The 22,074-nt window shown below is 60.5% G+C and carries 16 protein-coding genes and 3 pseudogenes; 10 read left to right on the forward strand and 9 right to left on the reverse strand.

Annotated elements, in window-relative coordinates; genetic code table 11:
• Nucleotides 1–38: 38 nt before the first annotated feature.
• A complete protein-coding gene (locus ACE10W_RS15655; protein WP_304552514.1) occupies nt 39–1,475 on the reverse strand; it encodes a sugar ABC transporter substrate-binding protein in 1,437 nt (478 codons plus the stop codon).
• 615 nt (nt 1,476–2,090) lie between these two features.
• Nucleotides 2,091–2,498 (reverse strand): hypothetical protein, encoded by a 408-nt coding sequence (locus tag ACE10W_RS15660; protein WP_304552515.1) that lies wholly within the window; start codon nt 2,496–2,498, stop codon nt 2,091–2,093.
• 396 nt (nt 2,499–2,894) lie between these two features.
• On the opposite strand from ACE10W_RS15660, the gene ACE10W_RS15665 reads away from it, so the two are divergent.
• Nucleotides 2,895–3,038, forward strand: a complete 144-nt coding sequence (locus ACE10W_RS15665; protein ID WP_304552516.1) for a hypothetical protein — start codon at nt 2,895–2,897, stop codon at nt 3,036–3,038.
• On the opposite strand, the pseudogene ACE10W_RS15670 reads toward ACE10W_RS15665, so the two are convergent.
• The 3 genes and pseudogenes from ACE10W_RS15670 to ACE10W_RS15680 form a co-directional block, all read right to left on the reverse strand.
• Nucleotides 3,036–3,185 (reverse strand): annotated as a pseudogene (locus ACE10W_RS15670) (SDR family NAD(P)-dependent oxidoreductase); the annotation flags it as partial. The gene ACE10W_RS15665 and the pseudogene ACE10W_RS15670 sit on opposite strands and share 3 nt — an antisense overlap.
• 233 nt (nt 3,186–3,418) lie before the next feature.
• Nucleotides 3,419–3,814 carry a helix-turn-helix domain-containing protein gene (locus ACE10W_RS15675; RefSeq protein ID WP_304552517.1) on the reverse strand — a complete coding sequence of 132 codons (396 nt, stop codon included), beginning with the start codon at nt 3,812–3,814 and terminating at the stop codon, nt 3,419–3,421.
• 120 nt (nt 3,815–3,934) lie between these two features.
• Nucleotides 3,935–4,186, reverse strand: a pseudogene (locus tag ACE10W_RS15680) (AraC family ligand binding domain-containing protein); the annotation flags it as partial.
• On the opposite strand from ACE10W_RS15680, the gene ACE10W_RS15685 reads away from it, so the two are divergent.
• Nucleotides 4,097–4,330 carry a hypothetical protein gene (locus ACE10W_RS15685; protein ID WP_304552518.1) on the forward strand — a complete coding sequence of 78 codons (234 nt, stop codon included), beginning with the start codon at nt 4,097–4,099 and terminating at the stop codon, nt 4,328–4,330. The pseudogene ACE10W_RS15680 and the gene ACE10W_RS15685 overlap by 90 nt on opposite strands.
• Nucleotides 4,331–4,889: 559 nt before the next feature.
• On the opposite strand, the gene ACE10W_RS15690 is transcribed toward ACE10W_RS15685, so the two are convergent.
• The 3 genes from ACE10W_RS15690 to ACE10W_RS15700 are packed head-to-tail and all read right to left on the reverse strand — an operon-like array spanning nt 4,890 to nt 8,919.
• Nucleotides 4,890–5,573 carry a Fe2+-dependent dioxygenase gene (locus ACE10W_RS15690; RefSeq protein WP_304552519.1) on the reverse strand — a complete coding sequence of 228 codons (684 nt, stop codon included), beginning with the start codon at nt 5,571–5,573 and terminating at the stop codon, nt 4,890–4,892.
• A 5-nt stretch (nt 5,574–5,578) separates the two neighbouring features.
• Nucleotides 5,579–7,972, reverse strand: coding sequence for a TonB-dependent siderophore receptor (locus ACE10W_RS15695; RefSeq protein ID WP_304552520.1), 2,394 nt, complete (start codon nt 7,970–7,972; stop codon nt 5,579–5,581).
• Entirely contained in the window at nt 7,969–8,919 is a 951-nt protein-coding gene (locus tag ACE10W_RS15700; RefSeq protein WP_304552521.1) for a tetratricopeptide repeat protein, read from the reverse strand. The genes ACE10W_RS15695 and ACE10W_RS15700 overlap by 4 nt, the downstream gene beginning before the upstream one ends.
• A 436-nt stretch (nt 8,920–9,355) precedes the next feature.
• Here ACE10W_RS15700 and ACE10W_RS15705 point away from each other — a divergent pair, with 436 nt between their 5' ends.
• From ACE10W_RS15705 to istB, 6 genes and pseudogenes are all read left to right on the forward strand, one after another.
• Nucleotides 9,356–9,778 carry a hypothetical protein gene (locus ACE10W_RS15705; protein WP_304552522.1) on the forward strand — a complete coding sequence of 141 codons (423 nt, stop codon included), beginning with the start codon at nt 9,356–9,358 and terminating at the stop codon, nt 9,776–9,778.
• Nucleotides 9,779–9,954: 176 nt separating this feature from the next.
• Nucleotides 9,955–10,545, forward strand: coding sequence for an acyl-homoserine-lactone synthase (locus ACE10W_RS15710; RefSeq protein ID WP_304552523.1), 591 nt, complete (start codon nt 9,955–9,957; stop codon nt 10,543–10,545).
• 428 nt (nt 10,546–10,973) lie between these two features.
• Nucleotides 10,974–11,699 carry an autoinducer binding domain-containing protein gene (locus ACE10W_RS15715; RefSeq protein ID WP_304552524.1) on the forward strand — a complete coding sequence of 242 codons (726 nt, stop codon included), beginning with the start codon at nt 10,974–10,976 and terminating at the stop codon, nt 11,697–11,699.
• Between the two features lie 400 nt (nt 11,700–12,099).
• Nucleotides 12,100–12,738: an acyl-homoserine-lactone synthase gene (locus tag ACE10W_RS15720; RefSeq protein WP_304552525.1), complete on the forward strand. Its 639-nt coding sequence runs from the start codon at nt 12,100–12,102 to the stop codon at nt 12,736–12,738.
• A gap of 257 nt (nt 12,739–12,995) precedes the next feature.
• A pseudogene (gene istA / locus ACE10W_RS15725) lies at nt 12,996–14,486 on the forward strand (IS21 family transposase); the annotation flags it as partial.
• 8 nt (nt 14,487–14,494) lie between these two features.
• The gene (istB, locus tag ACE10W_RS15730; RefSeq protein ID WP_039183785.1) at nt 14,495–15,358 is read left to right on the forward strand and encodes an IS21-like element helper ATPase IstB; all 864 of its coding nucleotides are present in this window, start codon (nt 14,495–14,497) and stop codon (nt 15,356–15,358) included.
• Nucleotides 15,359–15,488: 130 nt separating this feature from the next.
• Here the strand turns inward: istB and ACE10W_RS15735 are convergent, their stop codons facing one another.
• Nucleotides 15,489–16,841, reverse strand: a complete 1,353-nt coding sequence (locus ACE10W_RS15735; RefSeq protein WP_304552527.1) for an IS1182 family transposase — start codon at nt 16,839–16,841, stop codon at nt 15,489–15,491.
• 220 nt (nt 16,842–17,061) lie between these two features.
• Between ACE10W_RS15735 and ACE10W_RS15740 the strand changes: the two genes are divergently transcribed.
• Nucleotides 17,062–19,842 (forward strand): AAA family ATPase, encoded by a 2,781-nt coding sequence (locus ACE10W_RS15740; protein WP_304552528.1) that lies wholly within the window; start codon nt 17,062–17,064, stop codon nt 19,840–19,842.
• A 142-nt stretch (nt 19,843–19,984) separates the two neighbouring features.
• Nucleotides 19,985–20,971, forward strand: a complete 987-nt coding sequence (locus ACE10W_RS15745; protein WP_304552529.1) for an alpha/beta hydrolase — start codon at nt 19,985–19,987, stop codon at nt 20,969–20,971.
• Nucleotides 20,972–22,074: the final 1,103 nt, after the last annotated feature.

Here is a 22,074-nt window from a genome sequence, read left to right on the forward strand (position 1 = left end):
ATGGGAGGACGATGCCTCCCATGCGGTGTCCAGGGCAGCTATTGGGGATAGGCGCCGGGCTTGGCCGCCCAGACCTTGTAGACGGCCTTTTGATTGTCGATGCCGACCTTGTCGGTGATGGCATCGAATTGTTGCGCCATGCGGTCGAGAATGGCCTTGGGATCTTCGCCGGCCCAGAGGCTTGAGATCGCCTTGGTCATCGCTTCGTCGTACTTGTCCTGCTGTAGCAGGGAAAGATCGAGCAGGCCCTTCTCGCCGGATGTCTTGATCGTATCGAGATAGGCGGGAGCGTCGGGCCAGAGGGCGCGGTATTTCTCGCTCGCATAGTGCGACAGGCGGAACGGATCGCGCAGCGTATAGGGAAGTTGGACGCGCGCGAGGCTGGTCTTCTTGCTATTGAGCCACTGGATGAAAAGATACGCCGCCTCCTTGTTCTTGCTGGTGGCCGACACCGACAGGTCGAAGCCGACGCCGAGCTCGGGGCGGCCGAGAGGGGTGAGCGCGTAACCGACCTTGCCGGCGACTTGCGATTTTGGCACCCACTTCAACGCTTCTTCGCCCGAGCCGTAGCCCGCGGCCCAGCGACCATACGGCGGCCAGGAGATCGTCATCGCCGTCGTGCCCTGGAGGAACGCCGCGAGGTTGTCGACAAAATTCCACTGCTCGACGCCCGGCGGCATGAACTTGTTTTCCGCCAGCATCTGCTTGAATACCTTGAGACCGACATCGCCATTCACCGTCGCCTTCATGGTGTCGGCGTTGAAGAACTTGCCACCCTCCATGCGGAAGCGTTCCTGAAACATGTATTGCGGGTAGGGCGCGGTGCGGAAGAAGCCGGCGCCGTAAACCTTGGGCGCCATCTTGTCGGTGATGAACTGGCCGATCTCGTCGAACTGCTTCCAGTCCTTTGGCGGAGCAAGTTCGTAGCCGAACTTGGCCTTAAACGCCTCCTTCATCTTCGGATCCTCGAAGATGTCTTTCCGGTAGTAAAGCAGCATCACGTCGCCATCGTCCGGAAAGCCGAAAATCTTCCCGTCATACTGCATCTGGTTGTCGCGGTACGCGGCCGCGATGTCCTGCAACTCGTCGCGATAGCCGAATTTGTCGACATACTTGTCGAGTGGCTCGAGCGCGCCGGCCCGCGCAAGATCAGGCATCCAGGACGGAATGACGTTCAGCGCGTCGTAAGCTCCCGCGCCCGACTTGAAATCCTGCATGATCTTGGTGAACATCTGGTCGGTCGGCACTTCGACCACTTTGACCTTGATGCCGGTGAGCTTCTCCCATTGCGGACCCGAATAGTTCAGCGGGTCGAGCGATTGGAGGCCGGCCTCCCAGACGATGCTGATTGCCGTGCCCGCATACTTCTTTGCGGCTTCGACCGCGGTGTCGGCCGCATCCTTGTCGGCGGCAGGCGCTGTGGCACCAGTGAACGCTAGAACAGCGGCTGCGCCGAGAAACGTCCTGAACTTCATTCCTTCTTCCTCCTCTTCTAGACGTCCGCAAACCGCAAGTCGGCCGCGGAACGCCCCGCACGTGACTTTTGGCCAAGCGACCAGCCGTGGACGTCGACAGACCATGTCGCCACGGACGGGCGGGCCGAAAAACTCGATTCATCTATGTTGAGGTTTGCCGCACGGGCGCGTCGCCAGGACGGCCGTACCGCCCAAATCCGAACTAGCGCGATTTGGCTTCGTTGAAGCGCACATCCTCCCCAAAACGATCGAGAGCTTTGATTTTGGGGTTAGTCTGCGTTGTGCGGGAACTGCTCGACAAATGAGAACTTTGCAAGCATCGGTGAGCCACGTTCACCTGTCCGTCCAGCCTTCCAGATCTGTTCCACGCTCCTGGCGCGATCATTCTCGCGCGGCTCGCGTTGGCGATGTTAGCATTCATTTCTCAAAAGGCCGCTTTGGGCGTAAGCCAGACCATGAGAGGTGCTACGTATCGTGGAGCGACTGACGCACTCAGATATCCTGATCTCGTGACGGTATCTGAAACGACGCCGCGCCAGCGCAATGAGTAGTCACGCCTGCTTCGCACGCAGCAGCGCCATTGGGTCGATTGGCTTCGATAGATCGCGGCAACGACTATCTCTCGAGCGAAACAAATTTTCCTGTGAATTCAAGGCCGAGAAATTGCGCCGGGCATACCGTCGGGATTTGTCCGTCAGACGTGAGGATTTGTACTTGCAAATCAACGACGAAACGTCTTCCGAAATGATTGAGTGGGAGTAGTGCGATCGCGTGGTGTTGCGCGTCTTGGCGTAGTCTTGGGTAGGAAGTCTCATTTGCTTCGACATGCCGGCGGGGACTTGTGGGCGTCGAATTAACCTCGATGATAGTTGGCATTCCATAGCGTTTTCGCTGGCGGCATACTGCGGCGAGTTGCAGCGTGGAGAAAGGCTGGGCCTGCTTGGAAATCCTTGCTTGGAAGGAACGGGAGCGTCGGCGCGAAGCGTTCGTTGGATCTGCGACTTGGATTTCGCGGGCTTTCATTGGCTAGATCCAGCTCAAACTTCCCCATGATGGATTGGAGCGAGACTTCAAGCTTTTCAATTGATTAGAAGGCGGCGTGTGCACGACGTGTGCACCGGGAGATCGAGAAAAATCTTGCGACAGCCAATGTGGGCAGACGCTCAGAGGTGGGGCAGGACAGGTGAAGTTGGCCGACGTGCGCGACAAAGACCCGCCAGAGCGCGGGAGCTATGGGTGCGGGGACGAGCGACCGTTGTCGGCGACGAAAAGCGTCGCCTCTTTTGTCCGGCTCCGCTGGTCCGACTTGAAAACAATCAAAGAAGACCTCGTGCGTCCGTTCTCCGCAGACCCAGAGCATCGTTCTCCCGGCGGGTTTCGCGGGTTCCGTCGAACTGGTCCGGTCGAGAGAGGTTAGCCTTGCGCGAACTCCGCATCGCCGATCTGACGGATTACAATACCTCTCTGTTCCGGACCGATCGCTCGATCTTCGTCGTGACCGCCTGGGTCAGCTCTTTGCGGCCCGAGCCCCTCAAGGCGTCCCATGCGGCCCGACTTGCTTGAGTGAGCGGAGGCCGTGGTGATGATACGACCCCAGCCGCGCTTCTTCATGCCAGGCACCGCTGCATGGATGGCATGGAACGCGGCGGACAGGTTGATCGCGATGATCGCATCCCACCTCTCGGGTGGAAACTCCTCGATGGGGGGCGTCCTCTCGATTCGGGCGAAGGTCTCAGCAATCTCGATTACACCTACATCGCTACGGAACCTGGAAAGTATCCGCTTGGCTCAGCGACAGATGCGCCGCTGCTGGTTTACGGGAGCGGCCCTTTTGTAGCCGACCGATTACACAATGGGACGATGAGATGATGAGGGCCGTGCAGTAAGTGAACCAAGGCGACGAGCGCGGAGGGCGCCTCGGACGAGTAGGGGCATCTATACAGTCATGCGCTCACGGCAGTGGCGCGATGTTCCGCCAGATAACGAATTGGAGGCTTGCCCAAGGTCTTTCGGAACATATTGACGAAACTGCTTGCGTTCTCGTATCCGAGCTCCAAGGCGACTGTCTTAACGCTGTCGCCGCGCGCCATTCTTTGCAGTGCCAGGATAACATGAAGTTGGTGGCGCCAGCGTCCGAAGCTCATTCCGATTTCCTGTATAAGCAGGCGGCTTAAGGAGCGCTCGCTCATGCCAAGCGAATTTGCCCAGCTCCTGAACGAGGTCTTCGCGCTCGGATCGGCAATCAGCATTTCGGCGAGACGCCGAAGGCGCGCCTCGCGTGGCATCGGTAAGTTCAGGTCACTGATCGGCGCATCGGACAGCTCATCCAACAAGGTCATTACCAGTCGATCCTCGCGACCTCCGAGCGGATAACAGTCCGGAAGTTCAGCCACTCTGAGGATCAGCTCTCGGATCAAGGGTGAAATCGAGATCGTGCAGCACGTCTTGGGGAGGCTCTTCGCGGTGCTCGGTTCAATATACAAGCAGTGGCATTCTACAAGGCCGGCGCCACGAGCCGAGTGCGCCAGCTGACCGGGGATCCATAACGCGCATCCTGGCGGTACTAGCCAAACCTTATTGGTCGTCTCGCAGCAAAGAATGCCCCGCTTGGAGTACAGTAATTGAGCTTTGCGATGCTGGTGCCGACCATAGGTCCAATCATTCGACAGCGTTCCGCTTCGCAGTGCAACGGCGCGGGGTACGCGGTCGATGTCGGTGTCAACAAAGCGATGGAGCATCTCGCCGCCTTTCAGAAGTCTTGTGTCGGGAACTGGCCCACCAAGTATTTCGACCCAACCATCGCAAATCGAAAGGAGAGTGGCCACCCGGAATTGCGGCGTCTTGAAGCAATCTAAACCGGTGTGGCAGGGCGCTGCAGGGCTGGCCCAGATGCTGTTTCCTTGACAGGATGGACAGGCGCACCCCCACCTCGCAGGTGTCGCCAGGATACGCGAATTGCACAAATTCCCGGCAGAGCCACGGCGATGATTGCTGTCGCTGCTATGTGAAAGCCGTCGTGCATGCCGTCCAAGACTCCGCCCGCGACGCTGGTGACAGCCAGAAGGCCTCCCAAGACGGACGAGGTGAGAACCCCAGCGCGCCCCCGTGTGACGAGAGGAAGTAGGGCAGGAATGATCCATATCGAGCATGCGACGCCAAAGTACCAAAGAACCACCGCATCGAATGCGGCCGACGCCGGGCCAGAGCCATCGATTTCGCGGTTAGCGAAAGTAAGGATCTGGATGGCTGCGTAGACCGTGTTCCCGAGCCCACAGATCACCCACAGCAACGCCACCTTTTGACGGGCAAATTGAGCGCCGAGTTCAGTCGTCATATCAGTCATTGTCGTAACCCAGTTTGATGTCGATACCTTGGATTGTCGCGCTAAGCTCGTTCAGGGCGTCGGATCTGCCATCACAGCTCCGCCCATCGTCTCAGAAGATTGTGATAGACGCCGGTAAGCGTGAGGATGCCTTGTGCATCGCCGGCCAGAGATCTGCGCAGTTCAATAATGCCCCGGTCGAGATCATGGAGCGTTGTGCGAAGCCCCTCGTCCTTGATCATCGATTGAGTCCAGAAGAACGATGACAAGCGCGCACCTCGGGTGATCTCGCTCACACGATGCAGGCTCCCCGCTGGATAAAGGACCATGCTGCCGGCCGCCAACTTTACGGCGTGAACGCCGTAACTGTCTTCGATGATCAGTTCGCCACCGTCATAATCCTGAGGTGCCGTAAGGAAGAGGGTTGAAGACAGGTCGGCGCGCATGCGAGCGCCGAGTCCAGGCGCGGATCGCACTGCGCCATCGACATGGGAATCAAAGAACATCCCGGTGTCGTATCGATTGAAAAGGGGCGGAAGAACGCGCGAGGGCAGCGCGGCACTGTTGAACAATGCATTCCGACCGAGAGCTCGCAGGATGATGTCGCCGGCTTGGCGAGCCTGAGGCGAGTCCTCGGGGACCTGAGCATTGCGCTTGGCGCGCGATGCCAGCTCACCCGCCGTTGCCCGTCCGTCGATCCAATCCGCCCTCTCGATGATGTCGCGTACGGAGGTTACCTCTTCGGCGGATAGCAGTTCGGGGATTTCGATGAGCATTTTCTTCAGAACCTGATTGCGGCGGTGAGGGTGACGCTGCGGCCCGCGACGGGAGTTGCGTAGCCGTTTCCGAAAGCCGAGCTGTAAGTCAGCTTGTTCGTGAGATTTGTGACCTTGAGCGCAAGGTGGTGCCGGTCGTCGGGATCGTAGGAGAGCATCCCATCAATCGTGGTCGCTGCCGGGATCACCATCGAATTGAGGTTGTTGAGGTAATAGTCCGAACGATAATTGAGCCCGCCCCCGACAAGCAAGTGACCCGGCACGTGTGGAAGCAGGGGAGCGATGTCGTAAGTGGTCCAGATCGCCAGGCCATGCTGAGACACGTACGGGACCCGGTTTCCTGCGGCCGAGACGGGCGTGAACGGGCTGATCGACGAGGCGATGATCTTGCTGTCCATATAGGAATACGAGGCCTGAACGTCCCAATTCGCCGTGAGCTTGCCGGTCAATCCGAGCTCAACTCCCTGGACTTGAACCTTGTCGTCGGTGGTCGTCTGTATTCCCGATGCCTGGTCGGTATAAGAAGCATTGTTCTTCTCGACGCGGAACAATGCTGCCGTCACGCCGAGCCGGTCCTCGAACAGGCCCCACTTCGCACCGACCTCGAAGGTCGTATCCGCTTCCGGCTGGAGGTTTGCAGCGCTTGGTGCCTGGGACAGGCCGAGCGATGAACTCAGCGAAGTGATGTTGTTGCCCGGCGGCGTGAATGAACGCGCATAGCTGAAGTAATAACTTTGATGTGAGGTGGGCTCGAAAATCAGGGATGCTTTTGGGCTGGCGAACTCGGACGTCATCGCAAGCGGAGATGCGCCGACCTGGCCGTCGACCCGATAGTGATCCCATCGAACACCCGCAAGGATCGAGAGCATGGGCGTCAGCCATATGCGGTCGCTTATAAAGGGGCCGATATCCCAGCTCGTGGCCGACAATTGATTGCCCGGCGACACCGTCAGTGCAAAGCCGGGTGAGTTCGCAAACACGGGATCGAGAAGAGTCCCTGCCGGCTCGGGGCCTGAAGCAAGGTAAAAACCCGTCGTCGCGTGTTGAGAATACACATCAAAGCCGACGACGAGCTTGTGCCGGAACGGCCCGGTGTCGAAACGCATCGTGGCAGTCGTTACGTTTTCCCCGCCGTGACTGACCTGCTTCGTCCCGCCGACGGCCCAGATGGTGTAGGGCGTCGCCAGACTACCGGCGAGAACGTCCGTTGCGCAGCTGCTTGGAAACGGGAAGCCGGGAGAGGCGCAGAGCGCGGGCGTAAACTTCAGATCACGTGTGTAGTAACCGACACGCGTGTCGTTCGTCAATGTGAGCCAATCGCCGAATTCGCCCTTGTAGAGAGCGGTTGCAACGTCGGCCGTCGCGTGGTCGCGATCACTTTCCCGGCCGAAATAGTTTGAGCGGGGAACTCCGTACTCCGTCACGGGCTTCCCGACGATGCCCTGCGCGCTGACGATCGGAACGCCGAAATCGGGGCGCTGAACGCTGTCCTGATGCAGATAGTTGAAGATCAGGGATTGCTCGGTGCCGAGGCCAAGTCCAAGCGAGCCGAGGACACCGCCCCGGTCGGAATAGACTTGGTCGCGATCGACAACATCCTGCCCGTTCCCCATGGCGATGAACCTCAACGCCGTCGTGTCGTTGATCTGCTTGTTGATGTCCAGAATGCCGCGTCCGTAGGGGCCCGTCCCAGCCGAGGCCTCGAACGTTGATTGGTCGCCGAGATGGGCCTTCTTGCTCTCGATCTCGATAACGCCGCCCGTCGTGCCATTGCCGAAGCTCTGTGACGAGGGTCCCTTCAGCACCAATACATTCTCGGTTGCAAAACTATCGCGCACATAGGAACCAAAATCGCGTAGGCCGTCGACATACACATCGCCAGAAGCGTCAAAACCCCGGATGCGGAACTGATCTCCGTTGATGCCACCGCCGCCTTCTCCGGTCGCGACGGTGATTCCCGGCACATATTGGAGCACCTGATTGATGGTGGCTGCTTGCTGCTGCTCGATCACAAGGCGCGGTATGACAGTGACGGTTTGCGGCGTGCTTTGTAGAGAGTCGGAAAGACGGTTGAGACCAGTGCTTCGCTGCAGCGAATTCCCCGGCGAAAGAGTCGGCGCCGCAGCCTCCTGATGCGCTTCGGTCGGCTTGCTTGAGCGGCTGGGCGGAACGGGCCTCGAGGCCGGTTTCGACCCGGCGTTCGACGCTCGTCGCCGCTTCGCAACAGGAGCGTCCACCTCGACCGGTGGAAGCGCTGTAGCCTTGTCCGCAGGGCCCGACGTTGGCTGATTGTTCTGGCCTTCGGCGTTGGCGGCGGTAACGAATAGAAAGCCGTTTGCAAGGCTCGCTGCTGCCCCAAGTCCGGAAAATGCTGGTCGCAAGGTTTCGATGATGGTCACAGAGCCCCCTTTGAGCAAGATGATGTTGAGTTGGATAATCTTGCGATGCGGCCTGACATCGCTGCGATACGGCCGCCGAGATAGCCAACAAGACGTCGGCCGATCGATGCCTCGGGACAACTCCGCAAATCCGGTCGTCCATCGGGTGCCGGTAGCTCAAACAGCCTCCTGGCGTCTTCAAGGTCAGAAGCTGTGGCTGCAGCGTCGCTGAGTGCGGAGGCATACGCCTGCACATCGGCGGGACTGCCGGAATCTGCTATGCGCCTAAGTGCCTCGAGGCCATGCCGGCGCAGCGCAGGTTCGCCGCGCGCCAGCAACAGCGGCGCAATGCGTCGGCGAAAGCCGTTATCGCTACCGGAGATCGCCCGTTGGAGCCAAACATCAGCACCGGCCGGGTCACCGCCAGCGTGCAGGATCGTGGCCAGATTGTACTGGGCCCAGTGGTCGCCAAGCCCAGCTGCACATCGGTACCAGTACAAGGCGCCTGCTGGATTGGCCGGCACGGCCCAGCCTTCTTCGAGAAACCGGGCCAGAGAATTCATTGCCTTCAGGTTTGCCTTGCAGGTGCTGCCTTCCGCTGCTGCCCGAAAGAGCTCGAAGCTCCGCGGCCGATCCGCCGGATCTCCGCCGCGCATCAGCATCTGCGCCAGATTGACTTGGCCCCAGACGTGGCCGGCTGCTGCGGCCAGCTCGAAAAATTCCGTCGCGAGCTTCGAATTTGGCTGGACACCCCAGCCTTGTTCGTAGCACCGGCCGACCATGTTTTGTCCGTCCCGGTCCCCGGATTGGGCGGCACGGTCGAACCAGACGAAAGCGGCCGCCGGATCACGCGCTACCCGCGTCCCATCGAGGAGCAACTGACCCCACACGATCTGCGCGGGAATGATATCGGCCTCGGCTGCGGCCTTGATCCATCGCGTCGCATCATGGGGATTGCTGACGAGCAAGTCACGTAGCTGCGCCTTGGTTAAACGCTGCGCGCGAATTTGTAGGAGTGGTCGGGGCAGGGCCACCGAGGCGTAGGGATTTGCAAGCCTCTTGGACAGGCGCTCGGGAACAGCTCTGGGCTGTGGGTGGATTGGCATCGTGCTTCGCTTCGCGCAGGCCGTGGTTCAACGGAATGGCTACAGCAGCCCGGTGTGGCGCTGCATCGTGCAATCCGGTCAGACCATTGCTCAATTCGGCCAGCGGCCAAGAGTTCGTCCAAAATGCCGCCAAGGCGCTGGCAGCGCAGCATCCGGGTTGCCGGTCGCAGTGATTGTCTGTTTTGGGTAACGCTTTGGCGCCTTGGATGAATGAGTTGAGGCATCATCCAAACTATCGTCACTGATCATGCGCACGCGAATTGAACCACGCTGCGCAAACTGACCGATAGGGGTGACGATGCTGTTGAATGCCGCGACTTTTCCGATTGTAAGGCTGTCTTACGATCAGGGCCTGGCAGGAACGGCCGACGAGGCCTTCGCTGCCTTCGAAGCCCTGCTCGATCGTGGCACGCCGTTCGTTATCATAGGGCAGGGGGCAAACGGCGACATCGACGAACACGAGCACGATCCGGGTGAGCAGAGAAGGCTTGCGCTTTGGTCAAAGAAGCACAAACCGCGAATGCGCGAGCTTGTGAAGGCTCTGATCTATGTTGAGCCCTCACGAGCGAAGCGGATCGGCATGAGAGCCTTCCAGATCATGTCAGAGAAGTTTTGGGGATACCCGATGCTGGTCGCCGCTTCCGAGGCGGAGGCGCTTGAGATGGCGCATGGGCTGCTGAAGTCCCTATCTCCAAGCAGGCGACCGGGTGAGGCAGGCTGAAGATCTTTCCAGACGACCTGTTGTCCTCGAACGAGGAGGCCCTCTGAACTCTCGCTTCGACAGCGATTGCTCTCGAAAGCGACGTTGCTCAGCGCCGCGATCCGCCCTCATGAGCCATCAGAACGCCTCGCTTCCGTTTTCTGTTCTTCTGAGCGGATAGTTAAGAATCATTGTCCATGTACGCTGTCGCTATCGATCACACGCTGGCTGGGCACCATCTTGATCTGCTGGCCAAGATGTTCGAGTTGCGGCGTCGCGTTCTCGACAATCGCCATTACGATACACCCGTTAGCGGCGATGTCGAATTCGACATCTACGATATGCTCAAGCCGACCTACTTGCTCGCCATATCGGAAGAAGACCTCGTCGGCTGCGTACGACTGTTGCCAACCACCGGCCTAACCATGCTGCGCGATACGTTCGCGACACGTCTTGGGCCCAATCAGATCCCGAGCGGCCCCACCATCCTGGAGAGCTCGCGCTTTTGCATAGCTAGCAAATGTGCTTCAGACTTCGACCGCAATGGACTCAGTCGCGTAGCATACGTCCTGTTCGCGGCGATGATTGAGACGATGTGGAACCTGAGTGCACAATCGATAGTGATGATGACCGATCTCAGAACGGAACACGGTCTCAACCGGGCCGGCTGGCCGATGCAACGTCTCGCTTCACCTCAGCTCTCTGGCGGGACGATGCTGGTTCCTGGATTGCTGCAAGGATCAAGCGAAGCTCTCGAGCGCATGTACCGCCACGCGAATGTGCGGTGACCGGTTGCTCCTCTCGTCGCGCACAGAGCTCGAAACTGATTGAGCATCCGCGGCTCGTCAAAAAAGGGACATCTAGTCATGTTGGCTGAGCCGCGGCGCAGTCGAGTTGCTCTCCTGAATGTCACCCGCGGCGCGGCCGGGGGAGCTCTCCTCAGAGGCAGGCTTGAAAGCCAAACCTCGCTTTCAGTCTGCCGTGATGTCTTCGCTACGTCACAACGCGCTGTCGGCGGGTTCGATCGGGCATCGCTTCCGAACAACGTCGCGGGCAGCCTCGAGCACGTTGACGCGGATCCGCTTTGCCTCTGGCAAGCATGTTCGCTCGAAGGGTGGCCTTCCGGGGCTGACGTCGCTGCCTTGACTAGAATGCTCTTGCGGACCAGCCGTCACGAGCCTGGCGGCGGCGGTTGCTGTGTATCGGATCAGTCACGATGAAGCGATCGGATCGCGTGTTTCAGGACTTCGTGGATGCAATCGAGCTGGCGCGCAACGAGGTTGAGTTTGAGCGTACGGCGGCGCGCACAGCGGTGTTTCTTGGCTTTCGTTGGTTTGCCTATCTAAGGATAGTCGAGGGGGCACCGAAGCTGATCTCTTGCTATCCCAGATCGTGGTCAAGCCGCTATTTCGATCTGCACTATCAGCAGCTTGACCCGGTGATTCGCAGAGCCCGGCTGGACCATGACCTTTTCGGCTGGACGAGCGGCGCGGCTGCGCCGGGTGGCACGAAGGATCAGCGCAGGTTCTTTGAAGAGGCTGTCTCCTTTGGCATTCGCTGCGGCGTGACGATACCGATCCGTGGCGGCTTCGGCCGGATGGCGGCGTTTACGCTGGCCAGCGATGATCGTGGTTTGAATCCCGAGCGCTTGATTGCCACCTCGGGGCAGATATTGCGTCTGGTCGGATTGCACTTCCACACGCATCTGGTGGCACGCCAGTTGGTCGCCGAAGTACCGCTGGTCGATCCGGTCCTCGGACATCGCGAACGGCAATGCCTCGCCTGGGCGGCACGTGGCAAGACGGTCTCGGAAAGCGCGCTGCTGTTAGGAATCTCGCCCCGGACCGTGGCCTTTCACCTGGAGAATGCAAAGCGCAAGCTGGATGCGACCTCAATCACGCAATGCGTCGCCGAGGCCATCCGTCGCCGCCTGCTGACGTAGGCTATTTCATCCGGAGTTCCTGCTGCCTCAGCTTGCATGGGTTGGCAGTTTATCGCGGAAAAATACGGGCGGTCGGTACGCAAAATAGGGCGCCGAGACGGGCGCATTAACCAGTATCGTCGCCGGCAGTGACACTTCCAAGAACTTGCTCAGTAGCCCTGGCGTGTTCGATGAAGGCCGCCGAGCCGTTCCGGCCGTTGCCGCGAATGAGTCGGCGCCTGTACCGTCCGGTATGGTGGCGCTCAAACACGGCTGGCATTCGTTGGCCCGGCTCCAAGATCTCGGTAGATCAAACTTCTTCTAAGTTCCGTTCTGCCTGAGGCACCTGTTAAAAAACACAGGCGCTGCAAACTGCGGTTTCTGCTGTGGTGATTTGTCACCGACTCAACCGGAGGTAACCGTGCTTGCAACCGCTTTGAACCATCACGCATTCGGACAGCATGTCGATCTGCTCGCCGACATGTATCGGCTACGCAGGCATATCTTCAAGGACCGGCTCGATTGGTCGGTCGCGGTTACCGGGGACATGGAAGTCGATCTCTTCGACGCTCTCAGTCCAACCTATCTTCTGGTGCTGTCTGATGATGGCGCTGTGGTGGGCAGCGTCAGGTTGTTGCCGACGGTCGGGCCAAACATGCTCGCAGAGACATTCCCTTTCTTGCTGGGAGATAGTCCAGTGCCGCGAAGCGACAAGGTCCTCGAAAGCTCGAGGTTCTGTGTAGATACACAGCGGGCCTCCCAACTTGCCGGCAACGGCATCAATCGCGCAACCATCATGTTGTTTGCGGCCATGATCGAATACCTTAAAGCCACAAATGCCGATAGCATCGTGACGGTGACTGACGTTCGAATGGAGCGGATCCTGCGCCGGGCGGGCTGGCCCCTCGAGCGGTTAGGCGCACCATGCCGCGTCGGACAAACTTCTGCCCTCGCAGGATATCTTCACGCCTCTGACGCAGCCCTTCGCGCACTCCACCATGCCGCCGGCGTCCCCGGGGAGGTTCTGATTCCGGTCACGAATATTCCCGCCGCAGCGTGACGTCACGCGATCAGACCCTTTCTGGAGACGGCCGGAAGGTGATGCATGCTGGCAGATCCAAGGCACAGCGTCGTCGTCATCTTGAATCCGAGCTGGGCAACCGCCGATGCTCCGGAGCAAGATGCTGATACGCTGAATTTGCCTGTCATTCGGCCTGCAATATTGACCCCCTAAGCCGGGGGATCGGCGTCCAAAATTGACCCCCTATAGGTTGGTCTGTTGCGCTGCCTGCTTTGGAATGAAGCAGGTGGTCGAGGATGCTGATCGTGGAGACGATTGCGCGGATTCGGCGCGAGCACTTCATCAAGGGCAAGACGATCAAGGAGATTGCCCGTGACCTGAAGGTGTCGCGGAACACGGTCCGGAAGGTGCTGAGGTCAGGAGAGACCTCCTTCGAGTACGAGCGGCAAGTGCAGCCGCGGCCAAAGCTGGGACGATGGGCAGTAGAGCTCGACGGACTGCTGGCGGCGAACGCGGCCAAACCGGCTCGTGAACAGCTGACGTTAATCCGGATCTTCGAAGAGCTGCGCAGCCGTGGCTATGACGGCGGCTACGATGCGGTGCGGCGTTACGCCAGGCGGTGGAGCAAGGAACGCGGGCAATCGACCGCGGCTGCTTATGTCCCGCTAAGCTTTGCCCCAGGCGAAGCCTACCAGTTCGACTGGAGCCACGAGGTGGTCTTGCTGAGCGGCACCACGGTGATGGTGAAGGCCGCCCATGTCCGGCTCTGTCACAGCCGCATGCTGTTCGTGCGGGCCTATCCGCGGGAGACGCAGGAGATGGTGTTCGACGCCCACGACCGGGCGTTCGCCCTGTTCAAAGGCACCTGCACCCGCGGCATCTACGACAACATGAAGACCGCCGTAGAGACGATCTTCGTCGGTAAAGGGCGTCTCTACAATCGCCGCTTCCTGCAGATGTGCAGCCACTATCTGGTCGATCCGGTCGCCTGCACGCCAGCGTCGGGCTGGGAGAAGGGGCAGGTCGAGAACCAGGTCGGGCTGGTCAGGGAACGCTTCTTCACGCCGCGGCTGCGGTTCAAAAACCTCGACGAGTTAAACGCCTGGCTGCTCGACAAATGCATCGCCTACGCCAAGGTTCATCGCCATCCGGAGCTGGTCGATCAGACGATCTGGGAAGTGTTCGAAGCCGAACGCCCCAAACTCGTTCCCTATGCCGGCCGCTTCGACGGCTTCCATGCGGTGACGGCATCGGTCTCGAAGACCTGCCTGGTGCGCTTCGACAACAACAAGTACTCGGTCGCAGCCAGCGCAGTCGGGCGACCGGTCGAGGTTCAAGCCTATGCCGATCGCATCGTGATCCGTCAGGATGGACGCATCGTTGCCGAGCACCCGCGATCCTTTGGCCGCGGCGATACCGTCTACGACCCCTGGCATTATGTGCCGGTGCTCGCCCGCAAACCCGGCGCCTTGCGCAACGGTGCTCCCTTCAAAGACTGGGTGCTGCCAGCCGCGATCGAGCGGATCCGGCGCAAGCTTGCCAGCACCGACGACGGCAATCGACAGATGGTCGACATCCTCAACGCGGTGCTGACTGACGGTCTGCCCGCGGTGGAAGCGGCCTGTGCCGAAGCGCTCAGTCACAGCGTCCATTCGGCCGATGTCGTTCTCAATATCCTGGCCCGTCAACGTGAACCCGCCCCACCGGCCAACATCATGACGCCGGCCGCACTGACGCTCCGTCATGCACCGATCGCCGATTGTGCCCGCTACGACAACCTCCGGAGGACCATCTGATGGAACGAACCCAAATCTTCGACCTCATGGGCGAACTCAAGCTCTACGGCATGAAGGCTGCCTTCGACGAGATCATGGCAACTGCCGTCAAGCGCCAGCACGAACCTCAGCGCATTGTCGGCGACCTGCTCAACGCCGAGATCAACGAGAAGCAAGCCAGGTCGATCAAATACCAGCTCACCATTGCCAAGCTTCCGCTTGCCAAGGACATCGCCGACTTCCAGTTCGACGGCACGCCGATCAATCAGACACTCGTCAATGATCTTGCTGGCGGCGGCTTCATCGCCCAACAACGCAACGTCGTGCTGGTTGGCGGCACCGGCACAGGCAAAACCCACCTGGCCATTGCCATCGCCAGAAGCTGCATCCGATCCGGTGCCCGCGGCCGCTTCTTCAACGTAGTCGACCTCGTCAATCGCCTCGAGACCGAGACCCGCAACGGACGGCAAGGACGGCTCGCCGAGCATCTGACCCGGATGGACTTCATTGTGCTGGATGAACTCGGCTATTTGCCCTTCGCCCAGTCCGGTGGCCAGCTTCTCTTCCACCTCGTCAGCCGGCTCTATGAGCGCGCCTCCGTCATCGTGACCACCAATCTCGCCTTCGGCGAATGGCCGAGCGTGTTCGGCGACGCCAAAATGACCACCGCGCTGCTCGATCGGTTGACCCATCACTGTGACATCGTCGAGACCGGCAATGACAGCTGGCGCTTCAAAAGCCGCGACGACGATCACGCCACCCGCGCTCGTCTCGTCTCCGCTATCCCGGCCAGCTCCAACGAGCCGAGCGCTACCGTCAAACCGCGGCGCACGAAGGGGTCAAAATTGGACGCCGATGAGGGGTCAAATTTACAGGCCGATTGACACACCCCCAACAGCGGCCCAAAAGCGGTCATTCCCCGAGGTCGCAGATGGGCCGATTCCGTTGAAAAAGGGCGACAGTAATCGGATGTATTGGCGCCAGCGCGATCCGGCCCAATGGCTTTGGCGGTTTCTATGCCGGCCCCAAGGTGGGCATCGGGATCAGCTTGGCCATCTTGCGAAGGTTTTGGGCGGTGGCTGCGAGGGTGAACTCGTCACGCGCGCCGTTTGGACCTCGTAAACGCAAACGGTCGAGTTTGAGAATGCGCTTGAGGTGAGCGAACAGCATCTCGATCTTCTTGCGGAGCCGACGCGAAGTGCGGCCCTCCCACGATCTTGCGATCTGGCGCGCCATGTCGCGGGCGCCCTCGTAGATCGAGCGCGGCACCCTCCGTGAGGCTTGCTTGGGGCAGCACCGGGATTTCAATGCGCAGCGATCACAATCGCGCTTGCTGGCGAGGTAAAGCATGGTGGTGCCATCGTTGACCAGCGTTCCTGTCGTAGTAAGAACTTTGCCACTGGGGCAACGATAGACGTCCCCGGCATGGTCATAGGTGAAGTCGTCGCGCGAGAAGATCCCGTCCGTGCGGGCCGACTTGTCGAAGACTGTAACGTGCGGCTCGATGCCGTGCTCATAGACCAGCCAGGCGAGCATCTCGGCCGAGCCGTAGCCGCTGTCACCGAGGAGCCGGTTCGGGTAGAGATCGAACCGTTCAAACGAGCGCTCAATCATGCGCTTGGCGGCCAACACCTCCGCCTGCCGGATTGCCGTCGTCGCCTCGACATCAACGATGATCGCGTTCTCGATGTCGACCAGGTAGTTCGTCGAGTAGGCAAAGAAGGCTTGGCCACCGTGTGCCCCCGTCCATCGCGCCGCCGGATCGGAGGGTGACACAAACTTCGGCGTGACCTCGGTCGCCGCTCCGAAAGCGGCATCGTCAAGCACAGACAGATACTCATCGATCGCTCGGCCGGCGGCCTCTGGCGCAAGTCCCTTGTCGCCTTCGATCCCCTTCTGCCGATTGGCATCGGCCTTGATCAGGTTTGCATCGACCGCAAATCCTTCACCGCCGACCAGCCGTTCCTCGATGCAGCGGCGCAGGACACTCTCGAACACGCGACGGAAGAGATCGCTCTCCCGGAAGCGGCCATGCCTATTCTTGGAGAACGTCGAGTGATCTGGCACCGCCCCATCCAGACCGAGCCGGCAGAACCACCGATAGGCCAGATTGAGGTGAACCTCATCGCACAGACGCCGCTCCGATCGAATGCCGAAGCAGTAACCGATCAGTAGCATCCGGATCATCAGCTCAGGATCAATCGAAGGCCGGCCGATACTGCTGTAGAAAGGGGCCAGATCCCGCCTAATCTCCTCAAGGTCGACAAACCTGTCGATCGACCGAAGCAAATGGTCAGCGGGAACATGCCTCTCGAGCGAGAACTCGTAGAACAACGCAGCCTGTTCGACTTGCCGATGCCCCATCATGATCTTCAGTCCTGCCAATTAGACTGACTGAATCACTGATCCCTCTGCGTCGCAACAGCCGCCTTTTTCAACACAATCGGCCACAAGCGGACTGCTCATCTTGATCTACGCCGAGTAGGCCCTGCCCCTGCTTCGCGGCACATGATAACATGTACCCTAAGCGGTCGAGCTCGAGGCGCAGCGTCACAACGGTTATGCGATGGTCAGACGGGCGAAAAAGATGCATTTGCCGCTGCCGAAGCTCTCGACGGGTGTCACGCGACATGCGTCCCACGTTTTGCAGGGCCGAGAGCAAGACATCGCCTTGATCGATCGCCTGATCGACCAAATCGACCAAGGCGGATCCACGCTCGTGCTCAGCGGCGAGCCTGGGATCGGGAAATCTGCGCTCCTCGAGGTCGCCAAGCACAGAGCTAATGAACGTGGCATCTCCGTCCTGAGCATGATCGGCGTCCTAGCCGAAGTCCATTTGCCGTTCGCAGCACTCGAGCAGGCGCTGCGCCCGCTGATGAAGGGGGCCGCAGGCCTGGTTCCTCGCCAGCGATCGGCCTTGCTGGCCGCCTTCGGCATGCACGATGACATCGGGGCGCCCGATATCTTTCTAGTGGCACTCGCGACGCTGGCTCTCCTGACCGAAAGCGCGACGCGCAAGCCTATCCTGCTTGTCGCGGACGATGCCCAATGGCTGGACCAGGCAACCTATGATGTGCTGGCCTTCGTCTCGCGCAGATTGAGTTCGGACCCCGTCGTTCTGCTGGTGGCCATGCGCGATGACAATAACCGTTCGCTAGGCGACGCCTCCACCCTAAGGGTGCGACTTTCAGGAATTGACGAGGCCCATGCCGAGCAACTGCTGGACGCCCATGCGCCAGGCCTTCCCGCAGAGCTGCGCCGCCGATTCCTCAAAGAAGCTTCCGGCAATCCTCTGGCTCTTGTAGAACTGCCCCGCGGAGAACGAGCCAGGGAGGCTGGTGATGCGCCGTGGCTTCCGCTGACAGACCGCCTCGAACGCGCCTTCTCAAGTCGTTTGTCCGACTTTCCGCCTACGGCGCGAACGTTATTGTTCGTGACCGCAGAAAACGACGGGACATCTCTCCGCGAAATCCTCTCTGCCGGAGAAGCGGTGTTGGGTGAGCAGGTGGGAATCGATGCCCTCGCGCCAGCAGTAGCCGCCAAGCTAATCGAGATCGACGGAACCGAGGTGCGGTTTCGGCATCCGCTCGTTCGCTCCGCCATGCATCAAGCGGCCGACCTGATGACGCGCCAAAGGATTCATGCTGCGCTCGCGGCTGTTATTCTGGATCAGCTCGATCGCCAACTATGGCATCGCGCAGCAGCGACCATCGGCCCCGACGACGAACTCGCTGGCGAATATGACCGAATGGCGGCGCGTGCGCTGCTGCGAGGCGCCGTAGCGATGGCCATCGAGGTTCTGGAAAATGCCGCGCGGCTGAGCAGCACGGCAAGAGCCAAAAGCGAACGACTTTTGCACGCCGCCGAACTTGCTGCCGATCTGGGCCAGCCGGAGCTCATGGAGCGCCTGCTGCGTCAGGCCGACACGAGCGAAGCGGATGAGCTCGCGCTGGTCCGCATTGCCTGGTGTCGAGAGATCAGCCGGCCCCCAGCGGCCGATGACTCCACGAAGATTCCCGGACTGATCGGGTTCGCGGCTCAAGCCCAGGCCGCCGGCGCCGGCGATCTGGCCGGCAATCTGCTTTGGCGCGCCGCGCAACGTTGCTGGTGGAGCAGCGCAAGCGACGAACTTTGTACAAGAGTTCTCGCTGCGGCCAATCGGCTGGAGTTGCCGGAGGCGGACCCTCGTCTGATCGCGATATTCGCCTACGTCGAACCACTACGCCGGGGAGGCGACTTGTACATGAAGCTCCAGAGCCTTGCCGAAACAAGGCATGACCCTACCGTTGCGAGAATCCTCGGTAGCACCGCCAATGTCATTGGCACCTTCGACATCAGCGTAAGCTTTCTCGCCGAGTCCAGCGCCGCACTGCGAGCACAGGGACGGCTCAGCGATTTGGCGCGCGTGCTGTTCGCACAAGGGTGGGCGGAAACGGAAGTCGGCGACTGGACGGGAGCCATGAGGGAGGCCGAGGAATCGGTCCGCCTTGCCGAAGAGACAAGGGGGCTCCCGTGGATCGCCGCTGCCACGATCCTGAAAGCCAGGCTTGCAGGAATGCAAGGGAATCTGGAGCAGTCCGAAGCGCATGCGGCGCACGCGGAGAACCTGGCTCTGTCCATCGGTGCCAGTTTCCTGCTGGCGATGTTGCAGATCGCGCGAGGCATATCGGCAATCGGTGCCGGCCGGCACTGGGAGGCCTACGAGCATTTGCGACGCCTCTTTTCCCCCGCCGATCCGGCCTTCAATTCCGGTCTTCAATTCTTCGGGCTCGCGGATTTCGTGGAAGCCGCCGTTTTTTCCGGCAATGCGGACGCGGGCCGTGGCGTGATCGATGCGATGGAGCGTGTCTCGGCTCCGATGCCGGTGCCATGGGTTGAGACGATGCTGCACTATGGCAAGGCGCTGCTCGCAGCGCCTGAAGACGCCGAACAGTTCTTCTTGCGAGGGCTTGGGCCGGCTGCGAAGAGGTGGCCGTTCTTGCGTGCCCGTCTTCTCCTGGCTTACGGCGGGTGGCTGCGCCGCCAGCGCAGGTCAGCGAATGCGAGAGCTCCGTTGCGTGAGGCACGGGACATCTTCGATGCGCTCGGCGCTTCGCCCTGGAGTGACCGTGCCCGGGATGAATTGCGTGCTTCGGGCGAAACCAGTCGTCGGCGAACCGAGCAGGCGTGGGAAGCGCTGACCCCACAGGAACTTCACATCGCGCAACTCGCTGTCGAAGGTCTTTCGAACAAGGAAATCGGCGCCAGACTCTATCTGTCTCACAGAACCGTCGGCTACCACCTGCACCGGATCTTTTCGAAAGCCGGAATCACCTCGCGGTCCGGGCTACGCTCCGTTCTCGCCAGCGTCAAAACTCCCGCAAGCTGACCGCCGATCAGTCATCGGACTGGTCATTTGACAGAAGCGGCAGCCTGCTTCGCGGGCTACGTGCGCGGTTGCGTGCAACCCTCAGAGAACCACGATGAAACTCCACTCCTTACTTGCAAGCCTCAGCCTCGGAGCAATCCTCATGACCCAAGCCCTCCATGCCGCCCCTGATGCCGTTACCGACCCCCGGATCGATCCTCAGGTTCGCGCCTTCCTACGGGAGATCAACAAGGATCCGAGCCCATTCTGGGAGCTCCCCCAGCCGAAGCCCCAAGAGGTCCTGACGGGGCTTCAGAACAAGACACCGGTCGATATGTCGGGGGTGAACACGACCGAGCAGATCATAACGCAGGACGGTCAAACCGTGAGAATCTATGTCATGAAACCCCAGCAAGTTACCGGTAAGCCCGGCGTGCTGCTATTCATTCACGGCGGCGTCTGGATCGTCGGGAACTTCCAGAACCATCAGCGTCTCCTGCGGGACTTGGTGGTCAACTCCGGCCAGATCGGAGTGTTTGTTGAGTACACCTCCTTGCCCGCAGCGCGCTTTCCCACTCAGCTCGATCAATCCTATGCCGTGCTGAAATGGGTGGCGACACACGCCGAAGAGCTCGGCGCGGATGGCAGCCGGATCGCAGTCGCCGGCAACTCGGTGGGTGGCAACATGACCGCCGCACTTACGCTCATGGTCAAAGACCGGGGTGGCCCCAAGATCAGCTATCAGGTGCTGATGATTCCGGCGACCGACGCCGGCGTAGACACCGCATCCTATCATGAATTCGGGACGGGCAGGTTCCTGGCCCGCGCCTTCATGAAATATGGCTGGGATCTGTACGCGCCGGATGCTGCGGAGCGCAACAATCCCTATGTCTCGCCGCTGCGCGCCAGCCTGCAGCAGCTAAGTGGGCTTCCGCCGGCCTTGGTCGTGACCGCGGAGAACGACCCGCTGCGCGACGAAGGTGAGGCCTACGCCCGTAAGCTGAAGGATGCCGGAGTTTCCGTGATAGCGACCCGTTACAATGGGATGATCCACGACTTCGTCCTGCTGAACGGCATTCTGACTGATCCGGAGCCCCAGGCAGCGATCCGTCAGATGTCGGCCGAGATCAAGGCCCATCTGGCGCCCTGATCTAGGGTTGTGAAATAGGAGGCGGCGACACGGTTCGCCGCCTCACGGCCGGGCGAAGGGGGCGGATTTCGTCGCGACGGCTTGTCTCCTCTGACGCATGTCCGAGGCGCCGCGCTGCCGCCCGCCATCTCGATGCAGATGGGCCTTTGCGCTAGGTTTGGCATCGCGTTGGCAGGTTTAATGCTCGGAGCAGGCCATCGAAGACACCTGACGTGCAGGATTTGACCTCCGCGACCGGGGTGGCGCGATTGAGTTTCGCGGTTACCTTGGAAGTTCCGTGCCGAGGCCGAGCTTTGAGCAGCGCGACCGCGGCTTTTGCCGGGCCGGCGCTTCGCTTGTGTTGCTCGAGGCTGTTCGAAGGCTCCTGTGCAACCGTTGAGGTTTGATCTTGGGGAGTTATCACTTCGCTCGAGGAGATCGGCTGCGGTCGTGCTTCAAGCCTGTGCGGGATTACGAGACGGTCCGCCCTCGTCAGCGTATCGTATGAGCCAACGGCCGCCTGAGCGGGCGGCTCGACCACAGGTTTTGTGGTGCGCGGGAGTGTCTTGAGTTCCATCGCCGTGAGTGTACTGAGGCCAACAAGGATGAGAGCCACTCTCATATGATCTCACGTGGTCCGAGGAAGAATCCTTGCTCAAAGCCAGCCGGAAATGGGCACCCGAAAATCGGAGACGATTGCAGAGGTCCAAATGAGGCGGCTTAGCGGCAGAAGTGAACTGGCCAGCGCGGATACGGGACAAGATCCGAGACAGGGTTAACGCGGGTCAGGGAAGGAAGCATGGGAGGCGTTTCGCGATCCGACGACCTGCCTTCGTGGTTGCGTCAGAATGAGCGAGAGGGCAGATGTGGCGTTGAGAACAGGACCGGCTGGCCTGCGCGCTGGCTCTACTCTAGCTGGTCACGAGCGATCGGCCGACAAGGGAACGAGTGGCTTGGCTGGCGCTGCCCCGGTCACGGGCTTCTCTTGGAGGTTGGCGGCATCTCCGGCGTCGGAGGTGTGGTCGCGGGAGCGTGGGTCAGCGCTGACGGAGCAGCCTCAGCGAGCGGATGCGGCGCAGTAGCTTGCCCGTCCGCACGGCTGCCCCCAAAATGCCGATGATCAG

The sequence above is a fragment of the Bradyrhizobium sp. B025 genome (genome assembly GCF_042257955.1).
Lineage (GTDB): Bacteria > Pseudomonadota > Alphaproteobacteria > Rhizobiales > Xanthobacteraceae > Bradyrhizobium > Bradyrhizobium diazoefficiens.